This is a genomic window from Ruminococcus flavefaciens AE3010 (assembly GCF_000526795.1).
In the GTDB taxonomy this organism is placed as follows: domain Bacteria; phylum Bacillota; class Clostridia; order Oscillospirales; family Ruminococcaceae; genus Ruminococcus; species Ruminococcus flavefaciens_D.
In genome coordinates this window covers 2,083,407-2,096,351 of the sequence record NZ_JAGT01000001.1, presented here as the reverse complement: position 1 = coordinate 2,096,351, position 12,945 = coordinate 2,083,407, and the positions used below count along the sequence as shown (strand labels likewise).

General features: G+C 47.1%; 27 protein-coding genes. All 27 read left to right on the top strand.

Going from position 1 to position 12,945, the window contains the following annotated elements:
• Positions 1-22 precede the first annotated feature (22 nt).
• The 27 genes from rpsS to rplQ all read left to right on the top strand — a co-directional run bounded on the left by rpsS (position 23) and on the right by rplQ (position 12,716).
• Positions 23-307: a 30S ribosomal protein S19 gene (gene rpsS / locus N774_RS0109120; RefSeq protein WP_009984992.1), complete on the top strand. Its 285-nt coding sequence runs from the start codon at positions 23-25 to the stop codon at positions 305-307.
• 20 nt (positions 308-327) lie between these two features.
• Positions 328-663, top strand: coding sequence for a 50S ribosomal protein L22 (gene rplV, locus N774_RS0109115; protein ID WP_019680104.1), 336 nt, complete (start codon positions 328-330; stop codon positions 661-663).
• A 19-nt stretch (positions 664-682) separates the two neighbouring features.
• On the top strand, positions 683-1,477 hold the full coding sequence (gene rpsC, locus N774_RS0109110; RefSeq protein ID WP_024860945.1) for a 30S ribosomal protein S3: 795 nt from the start codon (positions 683-685) through the stop codon (positions 1,475-1,477).
• Positions 1,477-1,902 (top strand): 50S ribosomal protein L16, encoded by a 426-nt coding sequence (rplP, locus tag N774_RS0109105; protein WP_024860944.1) that lies wholly within the window; start codon positions 1,477-1,479, stop codon positions 1,900-1,902. Before rpsC ends, rplP begins: the two co-directional genes overlap by 1 nt.
• Positions 1,902-2,102, top strand: a complete 201-nt coding sequence (gene rpmC, locus N774_RS0109100; RefSeq protein WP_019680107.1) for a 50S ribosomal protein L29 — start codon at positions 1,902-1,904, stop codon at positions 2,100-2,102. The genes rplP and rpmC overlap by 1 nt, the downstream gene beginning before the upstream one ends.
• A 19-nt stretch (positions 2,103-2,121) precedes the next feature.
• Positions 2,122-2,382, top strand: coding sequence for a 30S ribosomal protein S17 (rpsQ, locus tag N774_RS0109095; RefSeq protein ID WP_019680108.1), 261 nt, complete (start codon positions 2,122-2,124; stop codon positions 2,380-2,382).
• A 39-nt stretch (positions 2,383-2,421) separates the two neighbouring features.
• Entirely contained in the window at positions 2,422-2,790 is a 369-nt protein-coding gene (gene rplN / locus N774_RS0109090) for a 50S ribosomal protein L14 (RefSeq protein WP_009984984.1), read from the top strand.
• Between the two features lie 18 nt (positions 2,791-2,808).
• On the top strand, positions 2,809-3,150 hold the full coding sequence (gene rplX / locus N774_RS0109085; protein WP_024860943.1) for a 50S ribosomal protein L24: 342 nt from the start codon (positions 2,809-2,811) through the stop codon (positions 3,148-3,150).
• Positions 3,151-3,168: 18 nt separating this feature from the next.
• Positions 3,169-3,708: a 50S ribosomal protein L5 gene (gene rplE / locus N774_RS0109080; RefSeq protein ID WP_024860942.1), complete on the top strand. Its 540-nt coding sequence runs from the start codon at positions 3,169-3,171 to the stop codon at positions 3,706-3,708.
• Between the two features lie 16 nt (positions 3,709-3,724).
• Positions 3,725-3,910: a type Z 30S ribosomal protein S14 gene (locus N774_RS0109075; RefSeq protein ID WP_009984979.1), complete on the top strand. Its 186-nt coding sequence runs from the start codon at positions 3,725-3,727 to the stop codon at positions 3,908-3,910.
• A gap of 24 nt (positions 3,911-3,934) precedes the next feature.
• Complete coding sequence (gene rpsH, locus N774_RS0109070) at positions 3,935-4,333, top strand: 30S ribosomal protein S8 (protein WP_019680111.1); 399 nt, start codon at positions 3,935-3,937, stop codon at positions 4,331-4,333.
• Positions 4,334-4,347: 14 nt separating this feature from the next.
• Positions 4,348-4,893 carry a 50S ribosomal protein L6 gene (gene rplF, locus N774_RS0109065; RefSeq protein WP_024860941.1) on the top strand — a complete coding sequence of 182 codons (546 nt, stop codon included), beginning with the start codon at positions 4,348-4,350 and terminating at the stop codon, positions 4,891-4,893.
• Between the two features lie 19 nt (positions 4,894-4,912).
• Complete coding sequence (gene rplR, locus N774_RS0109060) at positions 4,913-5,272, top strand: 50S ribosomal protein L18 (RefSeq protein ID WP_024860940.1); 360 nt, start codon at positions 4,913-4,915, stop codon at positions 5,270-5,272.
• Between the two features lie 15 nt (positions 5,273-5,287).
• Positions 5,288-5,788, top strand: coding sequence for a 30S ribosomal protein S5 (gene rpsE / locus N774_RS0109055; protein ID WP_024860939.1), 501 nt, complete (start codon positions 5,288-5,290; stop codon positions 5,786-5,788).
• A gap of 14 nt (positions 5,789-5,802) precedes the next feature.
• The gene (gene rpmD, locus N774_RS0109050) at positions 5,803-5,979 is read left to right on the top strand and encodes a 50S ribosomal protein L30 (RefSeq protein ID WP_024860938.1); all 177 of its coding nucleotides are present in this window, start codon (positions 5,803-5,805) and stop codon (positions 5,977-5,979) included.
• 18 nt (positions 5,980-5,997) lie between these two features.
• Positions 5,998-6,438: a 50S ribosomal protein L15 gene (rplO, locus tag N774_RS0109045; protein ID WP_024860937.1), complete on the top strand. Its 441-nt coding sequence runs from the start codon at positions 5,998-6,000 to the stop codon at positions 6,436-6,438.
• 1 nt (position 6,439) lies between these two features.
• Positions 6,440-7,789 (top strand): preprotein translocase subunit SecY, encoded by a 1,350-nt coding sequence (secY, locus tag N774_RS0109040; RefSeq protein ID WP_024860936.1) that lies wholly within the window; start codon positions 6,440-6,442, stop codon positions 7,787-7,789.
• A 15-nt stretch (positions 7,790-7,804) separates the two neighbouring features.
• Positions 7,805-8,443, top strand: coding sequence for an adenylate kinase (locus N774_RS0109035; protein ID WP_024860935.1), 639 nt, complete (start codon positions 7,805-7,807; stop codon positions 8,441-8,443).
• A complete protein-coding gene (map, locus tag N774_RS0109030) occupies positions 8,443-9,195 on the top strand; it encodes a type I methionyl aminopeptidase (RefSeq protein ID WP_024860934.1) in 753 nt (250 codons plus the stop codon). Before N774_RS0109035 ends, map begins: the two co-directional genes overlap by 1 nt.
• 14 nt (positions 9,196-9,209) lie before the next feature.
• A complete protein-coding gene (locus N774_RS0109025; RefSeq protein ID WP_024860933.1) occupies positions 9,210-9,452 on the top strand; it encodes a KOW domain-containing RNA-binding protein in 243 nt (80 codons plus the stop codon).
• 15 nt (positions 9,453-9,467) lie between these two features.
• Entirely contained in the window at positions 9,468-9,686 is a 219-nt protein-coding gene (gene infA, locus N774_RS0109020) for a translation initiation factor IF-1 (RefSeq protein ID WP_009984966.1), read from the top strand.
• A 52-nt stretch (positions 9,687-9,738) separates the two neighbouring features.
• On the top strand, positions 9,739-9,852 hold the full coding sequence (gene rpmJ / locus N774_RS0109015) for a 50S ribosomal protein L36 (RefSeq protein ID WP_009984964.1): 114 nt from the start codon (positions 9,739-9,741) through the stop codon (positions 9,850-9,852).
• Between the two features lie 33 nt (positions 9,853-9,885).
• Positions 9,886-10,254, top strand: coding sequence for a 30S ribosomal protein S13 (gene rpsM / locus N774_RS0109010; RefSeq protein WP_024860932.1), 369 nt, complete (start codon positions 9,886-9,888; stop codon positions 10,252-10,254).
• Positions 10,255-10,268: 14 nt separating this feature from the next.
• Positions 10,269-10,673: a 30S ribosomal protein S11 gene (gene rpsK / locus N774_RS0109005; RefSeq protein ID WP_024860931.1), complete on the top strand. Its 405-nt coding sequence runs from the start codon at positions 10,269-10,271 to the stop codon at positions 10,671-10,673.
• Positions 10,674-10,694: 21 nt separating this feature from the next.
• The gene (rpsD, locus tag N774_RS0109000; RefSeq protein WP_024860930.1) at positions 10,695-11,294 is read left to right on the top strand and encodes a 30S ribosomal protein S4; all 600 of its coding nucleotides are present in this window, start codon (positions 10,695-10,697) and stop codon (positions 11,292-11,294) included.
• A 66-nt stretch (positions 11,295-11,360) separates the two neighbouring features.
• On the top strand, positions 11,361-12,326 hold the full coding sequence (locus tag N774_RS0108995) for a DNA-directed RNA polymerase subunit alpha (protein ID WP_024860929.1): 966 nt from the start codon (positions 11,361-11,363) through the stop codon (positions 12,324-12,326).
• Positions 12,327-12,374: 48 nt separating this feature from the next.
• Positions 12,375-12,716, top strand: a complete 342-nt coding sequence (gene rplQ / locus N774_RS0108990) for a 50S ribosomal protein L17 (protein WP_024860928.1) — start codon at positions 12,375-12,377, stop codon at positions 12,714-12,716.
• Positions 12,717-12,945 lie beyond the last annotated feature (229 nt).

The following is a 12,945-nucleotide window of genomic DNA, read 5'->3' as shown; positions in this document are numbered from 1 at the left end:
TCTGAAAGGAGGAACTGATTAAATGAGCAGAAGCATCAAAAAGGGACCTTATGTCCAGGAAGTTCTCCTGAAGAGGGTCGTTGCAATGAATGAAGCAGGCGAGAAGAAGGTTCTCAAGACATGGAGCCGTTCATCAACAATATTCCCTGACTTCGTTGGTCACACATTCGCTGTACATGACGGTCGCAAGCACGTTCCGGTATATGTAACAGAGGATATGGTAGGTCACAAGCTCGGCGAGTTTGCTCCTACAAGAACTTACAAGGGCCACGCAGGCTCAAAGACATCTAACAACGGTAAGAAATAAGCGGAAGGAGGAGCTCAGAGATGGAAGCAAGAGCTTATTTAAGAAATGCTCGTATATCACCCAGAAAGGTGCAGATCGTACTGGATCTTATCAGAAACAAGCCTGTTGATCTCGCTTTAGCTACTTTAGATCTTACTCCTAAGGCTGCAAGTCCTATCGTTGCAAAGCTTGTTAAGTCCGCTCAGGCAAATGCTGAGAACAACTTCAGCATGGATAAGGATAATCTCGTGGTTTCAGAGTGCTTCGTTACACCGGGACCTATCATGAAGAGAATCATGCCGAGAGCACAGGGCAGAGCATATAGAATTTTAAAGAGAACTTCACACATCACAGTCGTTCTCAAGGAAAAAGAATAATCCCAAGGAGGTTTGAATAATGGGCCAGAAAGTTAATCCACACGGTCTTCGTGTCGGCGTTATAAAGGATTGGGATTCTCGTTGGTATGCAAACAAGTCTGATTTCGGCAATGCCCTCGTAGAGGATTACAACGTTCGTAACTACATCAAGAAGAGCCTGTACGCTGCAGGTGTTCCAAGAATCGAGATCGAGCGTTTTGCTGATAAGGTCAGAATCCACATCCACTGCGCTAAGCCCGGTATCGTAATCGGCAGAGGCGGCGCAGAGATCGAGAAGCTCAGAGCACAGCTCGAGAAGATGATGAACAAGCAGGTTTTCATCAACATCATTGAAGTTAAGCAGCCTGATATGGACAGCCAGCTCGTTGCTGAAAAGATCGCTCTCGACCTCGAGAACAGAGTATCTTTCAGAAGAGCTATGAAGCAGTCGATCGGCAGAACAATGCGTCTTGGCGCAAAGGGTATCAAGGTCAAGGTTTCAGGCAGACTTGCCGGTGCCGAGATCGCAAGAAGCGAGAGCTACCACGAGGGTACTATCCCGCTCCAGACTATCCGTGCTGATATCGACTACGGTTTCGCTGAGGCTGATACAACATACGGCAAGCTTGGCGTAAAGGTTTGGATCTATAAGGGCGAGGTTCTCAAGGGCGATGCTGCTAAGGCTGCTGCTCAGAGAGAAAAGCTCGAGAGAAAGAACGATACAAGAAATAATGACAGACGCCGCCGTGACGACAAGCGTGACGGAAACAACAACAGAAGAGGCGGAAACAGAAATTTCAATCGTGACGCTAAAAGAGAAGGAGGTAACCAGTAATGCTGCTTCCAAAGAGAGTTAAATACCGCAGAGTCCACAGAGGACGTATGAAGGGTAAGGCATGCAGAGGAAACTTTGTAGCATACGGTGATTACGGTATTCAGGCACTTGAGCCTGCTTGGATCACATCCAACCAGATCGAGTCTGCCCGTATCGCTATGACACGTTATATCAAGAGAGGCGGTCAGGTTTGGATCAAGATATTCCCTGACAAGCCAGTAACTAAGAAACCGGCTGAAGTACGAATGGGTTCAGGTAAGGGTGCTCCTGAGTTCTGGGTAGCAGTAGTTAAACCGGGCCGTGTACTTTTCGAGATCAAGGGCGTACCTGAGGAAACTGCAAGAGAAGCTATGCGTCTCGCTATGCACAAGCTTCCTATCAAGTGTAAATTCGTATCTAAAGCAGAGCAGGAGGTTGAGCAGTAATGAAGGCATCAGAAATCAGAGAAATGTCAGTTGATGAGCTCAACGAGAAGCTCGCCAGCCTCAAGGAAGAGCTCTTCGCTCTCCGCTTTCAGCTGGCAATCAATCAGCTTGATAATACAGCAAGACTCAAGGCTGTAAAGAAGGATATTGCACGCATCAAGACATCTCTGCGTGAGGCAGAGCTTGCTGCACAGCAGTAAGAAAGGGAGGATTTAGCTAATGTCTACTGAGAGAAACCTTAGAAAAACAAGAGTAGGTAAGGTTGTAAGCGATAAGATGGATAAAACCGTCGTAGTTGCTATCGTTGATAACGTTAAACACCCGCTTTATAAGAAGATCATCAAGCGTACCGTTAAGCTTAAGGCTCACGATGAAAACAATGAGTGCAGAATCGGTGACCGCGTTGAGGTTATGGAAACACGTCCGCTTTCAAAGGATAAGAGATGGCGTGTAACAAATATCATTGAAAAGGCTAAGTAATTTTGATAGAAGCTTAAAGCTTGAAAGGAGGAACTCGCTGTGATACAGATGCAGACTTATCTTAAAGTCGCTGATAACACAGGCGCTAAGGAGCTTATGTGTATCAGAGTTCTGGGAGGTACACGCAGAAGATATGCAAATATCGGCGATGTAGTAGTTGCTTCAGTAAAGAAAGCAACACCCGGAGGCGTTGTAAAGAAGGGCGATGTTGTAAAGGCAGTTATCGTTCGTTCAGCAAAGGGTCTCAGAAGAGAGGACGGTACTTACATCCGTTTCGATGAGAACGCTGCTGTTATTATTAAGGAAGACAAGAACCCCAAGGGAACCCGTATTTTCGGACCTGTTGCTAAGGAGCTCCGTGAAAAGGAATACACAAAGATCCTCAGCCTTGCCCCTGAAGTTCTTTAATGGAGGTGTCATTCGATTATGAATAATTTACACGTTAAAACCGGTGACACTGTAATCCTTCTCACCGGCAAATACGAGGATAAGTTCGACAGCAAGGGCGACAGAAAGACAGGTAAGGTCGTAGAAGTAAGCCCTAAGGAGAACAAGGTCATCGTTGAGGGAATCAACATGATCACAAAGCACGTAAAGCCTACAAGAATGGGCGAAAAGGGCGGCATCATCAAGACAGAGGCTCCCGTTTACGCTTGCAAGGTACAGCTCGTTTGCCCTAAGTGCGGCAAGCCCACAAGAGTTGGACACGTTGTAGAGGACGGCAAGAAACTCCGCGTTTGCAAGAAGTGCGGAAAGTCTTTTGAATAATAGTAAAGGAGAAACGACATGGCAAGTTTAAAGGATTTTTATGTTAGCGACGTTGCTCCTGCACTTATGAAGAAGTTCGGCTATAAGAGTGTTATGCAGATCCCGAAGCTCGACAAGGTGATCATCAATGTCGGCGCAGGTGAAGCAAAGGACAACGCAAAGGTCATCGACGCTATCATGACCGATCTGGCAGCAATCACAGGTCAGAAGCCTGTAATCTGCAGAGCAAAGAAGTCAATTGCTAACTTCAAGCTCCGTGAGGGAATGCCCATCGGCGTAAAAGTAACCCTCAGAGGCGAGAGAATGTATGAGTTCGTAAACAAGCTCTTCAACGTTGCGTTCCCACGTGTACGTGACTTCAGAGGAATCAGTGCAAACTCATTCGACGGCAAGGGCAACTATTCCACAGGTATCAAGGAACAGCTTATCTTCCCTGAGATCGAGTACGATAAGATCGACAAGGTAAGAGGTATGGATATAAACTTCATCACAACAGCACAGACCGATGAAGAGGCAAGAGAGCTCCTTTCACTTATGGGCGCTCCGTTCATCAAGTAATCAGGGAGGAATAGAAATGGCTAAGAAGGCAATGATCAATAAGCAGCAGAGAACTCCCAAGTATTCCACAAGAGCTTACAACAGATGTAAGATCTGTGGCAGACCGCACGCATATCTCAGAAAGTTCGGCATCTGCCGTATCTGTTTCAGAGAGCTTGCACACGACGGTCAGATTCCTGGTGTTAAAAAGGCAAGCTGGTAAAATACAAGAAGGAGGTCATTCGGCATGCAGATAACTGATACAATCGCTGATCTTTTAACAAGAATTCGCAATGCGAATACTGCAAAGCACGCCACTGTTGACGTTCCCGCTTCAAGAGTAAAGAAGGACATCACACAGATCCTCGTAGATGAGGGCTATGTAAAGGGCTTCCAGCTCATCGAAGACGGAAAGCAGGGTGTTATCAGGATCACGCTTAAATACGGCGACAACAAGTCTCCCGTTATAACAGGCCTTAGAAGAGTTTCTAAGCCCGGTCTGCGTATCTATTCAAGCTGCGCAGATATGCCAAAGGTAAGAAAAGGCCTTGGTATCGCAATCGTTTCAACTTCAAAGGGAATCGTAACTGACAAGAAGGCAAGAGAGCTCAATGTCGGCGGCGAAGTCCTCGCATACATCTGGTAAGGAGGATATCGATCATGTCAAGAATCGGTAAAATGCCCATCAGCGTTCCTGCAGGTGTAGAGATCAAGAACGAAAACAATCTTATCACTGTAAAGGGACCAAAGGGTCAGCTTTCAAGACAGTTCAGTCCTGAACTCGGCATCAGCGTTGAGGACGGTACTTTAACAGTAACAAGACCAAGCGACGACAAGCGTCACCGCGCACTTCACGGTCTTACAAGAACACTTATCAACAACATGGTTGAGGGTGTAACAAACGGATATTCAAAGACTCTCGAGATCGAGGGTGTCGGCTACCGTGCTGCAAAGAGCGGCAACAAGGTAACACTTAACCTTGGTTACTCACATCCTGTTGTACTTGAGGAAACAGACGCTATCAAGCTTGACGTTCCTCAGCCAAACAAGATCATCGTAAGCGGTATCGACAAGCAGGCTGTAGGTCAGTTTGCAGCTGAAATACGCGAAAAGCGTCCACCTGAGCCATACAAGGGCAAGGGTATCAGATACGAAGGCGAGCATATCATCCGCAAGGAAGGTAAAGCCGGTAAGGGTAAGAAGTAATTAGAAGGAGCAAATTGCTATGATAAAGAAATTTGACAGCAATAAGGCAAGATTAAAGAGACACCGCAGAGTTCGTGCAAAGATCTCAGGAACTCCCGAGCGTCCCCGTCTCAATGTGTTCCGTTCAACAAAGCACATCTATGCTCAGCTCATCGATGATGTAAACGGCGTTACTCTTGCTTCTGCATCAAGCATGGATAAGGGCTTTGAGGGCAACGGCGGCAACGTTGAGGGTGCTCGCAAGGTCGGCGAGATGATCGCTAAGAACGCAGCTGATAAGGGAATCAGCGAAGTAGTTTTCGACAGAGGCGGCTACCTCTACCACGGAAGAGTCAAGGAACTCGCAGAGGGTGCACGTGAAAACGGATTAAAGTTCTAAGAGGGAGGTAAAACAATGGCTAATATTGAAACACAGGCTCCTGAGTTCGTTGAGAAGGTCGTAGCTATCAACCGTGTATCAAAGACTGTTAAGGGCGGACGTATCATGAAGTTCTCCGCACTGGTAGTTGTTGGTGACGGAAATGGTACTGTAGGCTTCGGACTCGGAAAGTCAGGAGAAGTTCCGGATGCTATCCGTAAGGGCATCGAGGACGCAAAGAAGAACCTTGTAAAGGTTGCTCTCAAGGGAACTACAATCCCCCACGAAATCGTAGGCGCTTTCGGCGCAGGCAGAGTTCTTATGAAGCCCGCTGCTCCCGGTACCGGTGTTATCGCAGGTGGTCCTGTTCGTGCCGTTATCGAAGTAGCAGGTATCAAGGATATCAGAACAAAGTCACTTCGTTCAAATAATCCCTGCAACGTAGTAAGAGCTACAATCGACGGTCTCGTAAACTGCACTTCCGCTAAGGATGTTGCTGCTAAGAGAGGCAAGTCTGTTAAGGAAATTTTAGGTTAAGGAGGCAGTAAGAAATGGCAAAGAATATCAAGCTCGTAAAGAGCCTCATTGGTAGAAAGCAGGACCAGATCGCTACTGCTCAGTCACTTGGCCTGAGAAAAGTCGGAGACGTAACAACACAGCCCGACAATGAGCAGACAAACGGAAAAATCAAGAAGATCTCACACCTCGTTGAGGTTACAGAAGCGTAAACAAGGAGGTGCAACGATATGAAAATTCATGAATTAACACCTGCACTCGATTCCAACAAGGCTGTAAAGCGTATAGGCAGAGGCCACGGTTCGGGTAACGGCAAGACAGCCGGTAAGGGTCACAAGGGCCAGAAGGCTCGTAGCGGCGGTGGAGTAAGAATCGGCTTTGAAGGCGGTCAGATGCCACTCGCAAGAAGAATCCCTAAGAGAGGCTTCAACAACATCTTCGCTACAAAGTATGCTATCGTTAACGTTTCCGATCTTAACAAGTTCAAGGACGGCACAGTAGTTGACACAGAACTCCTCATTGCTTCAGGTCTCGTAAAGAAGGTTTATGACGGAGTAAAGATCCTTGGAAATGGAGAGCTTACCGCTAAGCTGACAGTTAAAGCTGCAAAATTCTCACAGAGCGCTGTTGAGAAGATAGAAAAGGCAGGCGGAAAGACTGAGGTGATGTAATGTGTTTCAGACGCTGAGAAAGGCGTGGGGTGTACCCGAGATACGCAAAAAGATCTTATACACATTACTCATGATCATACTGTTCAGATTCGGATGTGCAGTAGCCGTTCCTTTCCTTAATACAGATGTCGTAAAGTCCTGGATGGATACAAACGCATCGGACGGCGGCTTCCTCGATTACATGAACACCATCACCGGCGGCGCTATGTCGCAGGCAACCGTTTTCTCACTTTCAATAACACCATTCATCAACGCTTCCATCATCATGCAGCTGCTCACCTATGCACTGCCTCCTCTCGAGCGTATGCGCGACGAGGGCGAAGAGGGAAGAAAGAAGATCGACAAGATCACAGCCGTTGTGGCTATGTTCCTTGCTGTGTTCATGTCATTCGCTTACTACCTTACACTCAAGCGTATGAATGTTGAAAGTGCAGACGGCACAAGTCAGCACGCTCTTAAATATATGAGCGGCGGCGAGGGCTTATTTGCAGCCTTCGTTATCATCGCTTGCTTCGTTGCAGGCGCACTCATCGTTGTTTGGATGGGTAACAGAGTCAGCGACAAGGGTATCGGAAATGGTATCTCCATTCTCCTCTTTGCCGGTATCGCGGCAAGATTCCCCACCGACGCTGCACTTCTTATCACACTTACAAAGAATAGTATCCAGAAGGGTGAAAACGGTAAGTACCTCTGGGTAACTATTGCATACTATCTCTTTATTATCGCAGAGATCGCTTTCATCGTTTATATGAACGAGGCTGAAAGACGTATCCCGATACAGTACGCTAAGCGCGTAGTCGGCAGAAAGCAGTACGGCGGTCAGAAGACACATATCCCGATAAAGGTTATCATGAGCGGTGTTATGCCTATCATCTTCGCTATGTCGTTTATGTCTCTTCCATCAGCTATACAGATAATCAAGCAGAATCCGCACGACGGAAGCTTCTATGCTAAGTTCTGCGATTTCTTCAGCACAAGAAGCTGGGGATATGCAGTTATCTACTTCCTGCTCATCATTGCGTTCAACTACTTCTACGTATCGATACAGTACAACCCTGTTGAGATAGCAAACAACCTTCGTCAGTCAAACGGCGGTATCCCCGGTATCAGACCCGGTAAGCCCACATCTGACTACATTCAGAGAGTACTCAACAAGATCTCTCTCGTGGGTGCTATCTTCCTCGGCATCATCGCTATTATCCCGATCTTCATCTCAATGGCAGATGAGCAGCTGAGAACACTTTCAATGGGCGGTACAACTATCCTTATCGCAGTATCAGTTGCGCTTGAAACAACAAGAACACTTGAATCACATCTTATGATGCGTCATCATAAGGGCTTCTTACAGTAAAAGGAGGACCGACATATGAACCTTATCTTTTTAGGCGCTCCCGGCGCAGGCAAGGGTACTCAGGCTGAGGTAGTTTCCGATGCTCTGAATATTCCTCAGATATCAACAGGCAATATTCTCCGCGAGGCTGCTAAGAACGGCACAGAGTACGGTCTCAAAGCTAAGGCTGCTATGGACGCAGGCGCTCTCGTTTCTGACGATATCGTTATCGGTATCCTGAAGGAGAGGATCGCTGAGGACGACTGCAAAAACGGTTTCATCCTTGACGGTTTCCCGAGAACGGTTCCTCAGGCAGAGGCTCTCGACAAGATGAACATCAAGATCGATAAGGTAATCGAGATCCACGTTCCCGATGAGACTATCAAGCAGAGAGTTTCAGGCAGAAGAGTCTGCCAGGGCTGCGGAGCTTCTTACCACATCGAATACAAGCCTACTAAGGTAGACGGCGTTTGCGACAAGTGCGGCGACAAGACTATCGTTCGTAAGGACGATCAGCCGGAGGTCGTTCTGGACAGACTCGCAACATACCACGAAAAAACAGCTCCTCTCAAGGACTACTACGAGAAGCAGGGCAAGCTCGTCACTGTTATCGGTCAGGAAGAGGTTGCTGAAACTTCAAAGCTCACACTGGCAGCAGTAGGGGTAGAGAAGTAATGAGCATAACTATCAAATCGAAGTCCGAATTAGCCATAATGCGTGAAGCAGGTAGGATAACCTGCGGCGCAATATGGTATGCGGGCGAAAGATTAAAGGCGGGAATGACAACACTCGATGTTGACAAGCTGATCGGCGAGTACTTCGCTCGTCACGACAGCAAGTCCTGCTTTAAAGGGCTTTATGGATTCCCGGGAAACGCTTGTATCTCAGTAAATGAGGAGATAATCCACGGTATCCCTAAGGCGAGCCGCAGGTTAAAAGAGGGCGATATAGTAAGCATCGACACGGGAGCTGCTTATAAGGGCTTCAATGGCGACAGCTGCTGGACCTTCCCTGTGGGTAAAATTTCTGATGAAGCTAAAGCATTGCTTGAGGTTACAGAGCAAAGCCTTTACGAGGGCATAGCTCAGGCTCAGGTTGGCGCAAGAGTCGGAGATATTTCTCATGCTGTAGAAGAGTATTGTGCTTCACGAGGCTACGGAATCGTAAGAAATTACTGCGGCCACGGAATCGGCAGAGAGGTTCACGAATCACCCGAAGTACCGAACTGGGGTAAGGCAGGTCACGGACCCAGACTGGTAGCGGGTATGACTATCTGCATTGAGCCCATGATAAATGTCAAGGGCGACGACGTAAAAGTCATGAAGGACAATTGGACAGTCGTTACGAAAAGTGGTTCACTTTCAGCTCACTTTGAGCATATGATCGCAATAACTCCTGACGGTCCCGTTATACTGACACAGCCCTGACGGAGGACAAAATTGTGAAGCTGCTTAAAGGCTCTGTTGTAAGAGCGGAGGCAGGACGCGACGGCGGAGGATACTTCGTTATCGTGGAAGCCGATGAAAAGTATTGTCTCATCGCAGACGGCAAGACCAGAAAGCTGGCAAGCCCCAAGCGAAAGAATATAAAACATATCCGCGTTACAAACAGTATGATCGATGTAAACGATATAACTGATAAAAAACTCAGGAATATGCTGAAACAGTTCAGCGAGGCTGAGTAAAGGAGGTTATGCAAGGTGTCAAAAGAAGATGTAATCGAGGTCGAGGGCGTTGTTACTGACGCTCTGCCAAATGCAATGTTTAAGGTTCAGCTTGAGAACGGACATGAGGTATTATCTCACGTTTCGGGTAAGCTCAGAATGAATTATATCAGAATCGTACCTGGTGACAAGGTAAAGCTTGAAATGTCACCGTACGACCTTTCAAAAGGCCGTATAACATGGCGCGTTAAGTAATGAATATAGGATATCAAGTATATCCGTTATCCGCTATAAGGAGGTATTTTCAATGAAAGTCAGACCTTCAGTAAAACCTATTTGCGAAAAGTGCAAGGTTATTAAACGTAAAGGCAGAATCATGGTTATCTGCGAAAACCCAAAGCATAAGCAGCGTCAGGGCTAATCCCCGTCGCATTAATGGAGGTGCAATTTTAATATGGCAAGAATAGCCGGTGTTGACCTTCCAAAGAATAAGAGAATCGAAATCGGTCTCACTTATATCTACGGAATCGGTCGTCAGACTGCAACAAATATCCTCGCAGCAACAGGCGTAAATCCTGACGTAAGAGTTAAGGATCTCGCAGAAGAGGATGTAGCTAAGCTTCGTGACTATATCGATGAGCATTACACAGTTGAGGGTGACCTCCGCCGTGAAGTTGCTCTTAACATCAAGAGACTTGTTGAAATAGGCTGCTACAGAGGCGTTCGTCACCGTAAGGGTCTCCCCGTAAGAGGTCAGAGAACAAAGACAAACGCAAGAACCCGCAAGGGCCCTGTAAAGACTATCGCTAACAAGAAGAAGTAAGGAGGTCATGAGCTTTGGCACAGCAGAAGGGTAAAAAAGTTACTACTGTCAGAAGACGTAGAGAACGTAAGAATATCGAGAGCGGCGCTGTTCATATCCAGTCCACTTTCAATAACACGATCGTTACGATCACAGATACAGCCGGAAACGCTATCTCTTGGGCAAGCGCTGGCGAACTCGGCTTCAGAGGCTCAAAGAAGTCCACTCCTTTCGCAGCTCAGACAGCTGCTGAGACAGCTGCAAAGGCAGCTATGGAGCACGGCCTCAAGAATGTTGAAGTATACGTAAAGGGACCCGGTGCAGGCCGTGAAGCAGCTATCAGAGCACTTCAGACCGTAGGCCTTGAGGTTAGAATGATCAAGGACGTAACACCTATCCCGCACAATGGCTGCCGTCCGCCTAAGAGACGTCGTGTCTGATCAAATTGGAGGTGTAATAATATGGCAGTACAGAAAGAACCAATTCTTAAGAAGTGCAGATACCTGGGCATCAGCCCCGCTGTAATGGGCGTTTCAAAGAAGGAATCTATCCGTTTCAAGAACGCTAACAACAGAAAGAAGATATCTGAATACGGACTCCAGCTCAAGGAAAAGCAGAAGCTGAAGTTTATCTACGGCGTGCTCGAGAAGCAGTTCAGACACTACTTCTCAATCGCTGAAAAGATGGAAGGCAAGGCCGGTGACAATCTTCTCACCGTTCTCGAATCCAGACTCGACAGTGTTGTTTACAGAATGGGCCTCGCTCTCACAAGAAGAGAAGCAAGACAGCTCGTTGTACACAGCCACTATACAGTAAACGGCAAGAAGGTAAACATTCCTTCCTATAGAGTTAAGGTTGGCGACGTTATCGCCCTCAGAGAAAAGGACAGAACTTCCGATAAGTTCAAGGCAACAGTAGAAGAGACTAAGGACAGACTCGTTCCTGTATGGCTCACTGCTAACAAGGACGACTTCTCTGCTACAGTAAATCGTCTTCCCTCAGCTGAGGATATTGACTACGAGGTAGCTACTCACCTCATCGTCGAGCTGTACTCCAAGTAATCAATTTGATCTACTTGAAGATTCAGTTTATCAAAACAACATTAATTGCGAAATAGGAGGGTTTTTATGCTGGAAAAAATTAATAAGCCTGATATTGAGATCGTCGAACTCAAAAGCGACGGCAAGTACGGCAAATTCGTTTTAGCACCGCTGGAGCGTGGATACGGTATTACACTTGGAAACAGCCTCAGACGTGTGCTGCTCTCCTCACTTCCTGGCGTAGCTGTAACATCTGTAAAGCTTTCGGGCAAGGATGGTACAGTTCACCATGAGTTGTCAACTATCCCCGGCGTTAAAGAAGACGTTACGGAGATAATCCTCAGTATCAAGGGACTGACCGCAAAGCTTTACGGTGAAGGACCTAAGACAGTGTATGTTGAGGCAGAGGGCGAATGTGAAATTACAGCAGGCGATATAAAAACCGACTCTGAGGTTAATATCCTCGATCCCGGTATGCACATCGCTACACTGGGTAAGGACGCAAAGCTCTATATGGAAATAACTATCGACAGAGGAAGAGGCTATGTTTCCGCAGAAAGAAACAAGAAGCAGATCAACCTCCCAGTTGATGTTATCGCTGTAGACAGCATATATACTCCTGTCCTCAAGGTAAATTATACCGTAGAGGATACGCGACTCGGTCAGGTCACCGACTATGACAAGCTTACCATGGAGGTATGGACAGACGGTACTATCTCCGCTAAGGAAGCTCTGTCACAGGCAGCCAATCTCCTCAACGAGCATCTGAAGCTGTTCATCGACCTCTCAGAAGAGGCTGGACTTGCTGAGGTCCTTGTTGAAAAGGACGAGAAGGGTAAGGAGAAAATCCTTGAGATGACCATTGAGGATCTTGACTTATCTGTACGTTCATTCAATTGCTTGAAGCGTGCAGGTATTAATACCGTAGATGACTTGATCAATAAGTCTGAGGAAGAAATGATGAAGGTTAGAAACCTTGGAAAGAAGTCCTTCGACGAAGTCAAGGAGAAGCTCCAGTCACTGGGCTTTGACCTTTCTTCAGAAGAGGAATAAACCATATAACGTGCGTATAGCGCACAACTATAAAAAGGAGTGAATACAATGCCGGGTACAAGAAAACTGGGCAGAACATCTGATCATAGAAAGGCTATGCTCAGAGGCATGGTAACTTTCCTGCTTGAGAACGGTCAGATCGAAACTACCGTAACAAGAGCAAAGGAAGTTCGTGCAGTTGCAGAAAAAATGATCACTATCGGTAAAAATGATGATCTGCACTCCAAGCGTCAGGTATTCTCTTACATCACTAAGGAGTCCGTTGCTAAGAAGCTTATCGACGAGATCGCTCCAAAGTATGCAGAGAGAAACGGTGGTTACACACAGATCATAAAGATCGGTCCTCGCCACGGCGACGCTGCTGAAATGGCTATCATCAAGCTCGTTTGATCGCAGATATTACCAGAAAGCCGTTCCCTTTCGGGAGCGGCTTTTTTATGCTTGTTCTCTGAGGGGACGCCTTCACTTGCAAGGCGTCCCCTTTTTCAAAACAGTCCACTGGACTGTTTTGAAATTCACCCCTTGCGAAGCGCCTTACGTATTCGGGGCGCTGCCCCGATCCCCGCAAGGGCTGTCCCCCTAATCGGGTCCGTCCCCTCTGTCGCGTTGCGACATCTCC

Bases quoted from the DNA above. Each gene is read 5' to 3' on its own strand.
- rpsS (WP_009984992.1), top strand. From the start codon at position 23: ATGAGCAGAAGCATCAAAAAGGGACCTTATGTCCAGGAAGTTCTCCTG.
- rplV (WP_019680104.1), top strand. From the start codon at position 328: ATGGAAGCAAGAGCTTATTTAAGAAATGCTCGTATATCACCCAGAAAG.
- rpsC (WP_024860945.1), top strand. From the start codon at position 683: ATGGGCCAGAAAGTTAATCCACACGGTCTTCGTGTCGGCGTTATAAAG.
- rplP (WP_024860944.1), top strand. From the start codon at position 1,477: ATGCTGCTTCCAAAGAGAGTTAAATACCGCAGAGTCCACAGAGGACGT.
- rpmC (WP_019680107.1), top strand. From the start codon at position 1,902: ATGAAGGCATCAGAAATCAGAGAAATGTCAGTTGATGAGCTCAACGAG.
- rpsQ (WP_019680108.1), top strand. From the start codon at position 2,122: ATGTCTACTGAGAGAAACCTTAGAAAAACAAGAGTAGGTAAGGTTGTA.
- rplX (WP_024860943.1), top strand. From the start codon at position 2,809: ATGAATAATTTACACGTTAAAACCGGTGACACTGTAATCCTTCTCACC.
- rplE (WP_024860942.1), top strand. From the start codon at position 3,169: ATGGCAAGTTTAAAGGATTTTTATGTTAGCGACGTTGCTCCTGCACTT.
- N774_RS0109075 (WP_009984979.1), top strand. From the start codon at position 3,725: ATGGCTAAGAAGGCAATGATCAATAAGCAGCAGAGAACTCCCAAGTAT.
- rpsH (WP_019680111.1), top strand. From the start codon at position 3,935: ATGCAGATAACTGATACAATCGCTGATCTTTTAACAAGAATTCGCAAT.
- rplF (WP_024860941.1), top strand. From the start codon at position 4,348: ATGTCAAGAATCGGTAAAATGCCCATCAGCGTTCCTGCAGGTGTAGAG.
- rplR (WP_024860940.1), top strand. From the start codon at position 4,913: ATGATAAAGAAATTTGACAGCAATAAGGCAAGATTAAAGAGACACCGC.
- rpsE (WP_024860939.1), top strand. From the start codon at position 5,288: ATGGCTAATATTGAAACACAGGCTCCTGAGTTCGTTGAGAAGGTCGTA.
- rpmD (WP_024860938.1), top strand. From the start codon at position 5,803: ATGGCAAAGAATATCAAGCTCGTAAAGAGCCTCATTGGTAGAAAGCAG.
- rplO (WP_024860937.1), top strand. From the start codon at position 5,998: ATGAAAATTCATGAATTAACACCTGCACTCGATTCCAACAAGGCTGTA.
- N774_RS0109035 (WP_024860935.1), top strand. From the start codon at position 7,805: ATGAACCTTATCTTTTTAGGCGCTCCCGGCGCAGGCAAGGGTACTCAG.
- map (WP_024860934.1), top strand. From the start codon at position 8,443: ATGAGCATAACTATCAAATCGAAGTCCGAATTAGCCATAATGCGTGAA.
- rpmJ (WP_009984964.1), top strand. From the start codon at position 9,739: ATGAAAGTCAGACCTTCAGTAAAACCTATTTGCGAAAAGTGCAAGGTT.
- rpsM (WP_024860932.1), top strand. From the start codon at position 9,886: ATGGCAAGAATAGCCGGTGTTGACCTTCCAAAGAATAAGAGAATCGAA.
- rpsD (WP_024860930.1), top strand. From the start codon at position 10,695: ATGGCAGTACAGAAAGAACCAATTCTTAAGAAGTGCAGATACCTGGGC.
- N774_RS0108995 (WP_024860929.1), top strand. From the start codon at position 11,361: ATGCTGGAAAAAATTAATAAGCCTGATATTGAGATCGTCGAACTCAAA.
- rplQ (WP_024860928.1), top strand. From the start codon at position 12,375: ATGCCGGGTACAAGAAAACTGGGCAGAACATCTGATCATAGAAAGGCT.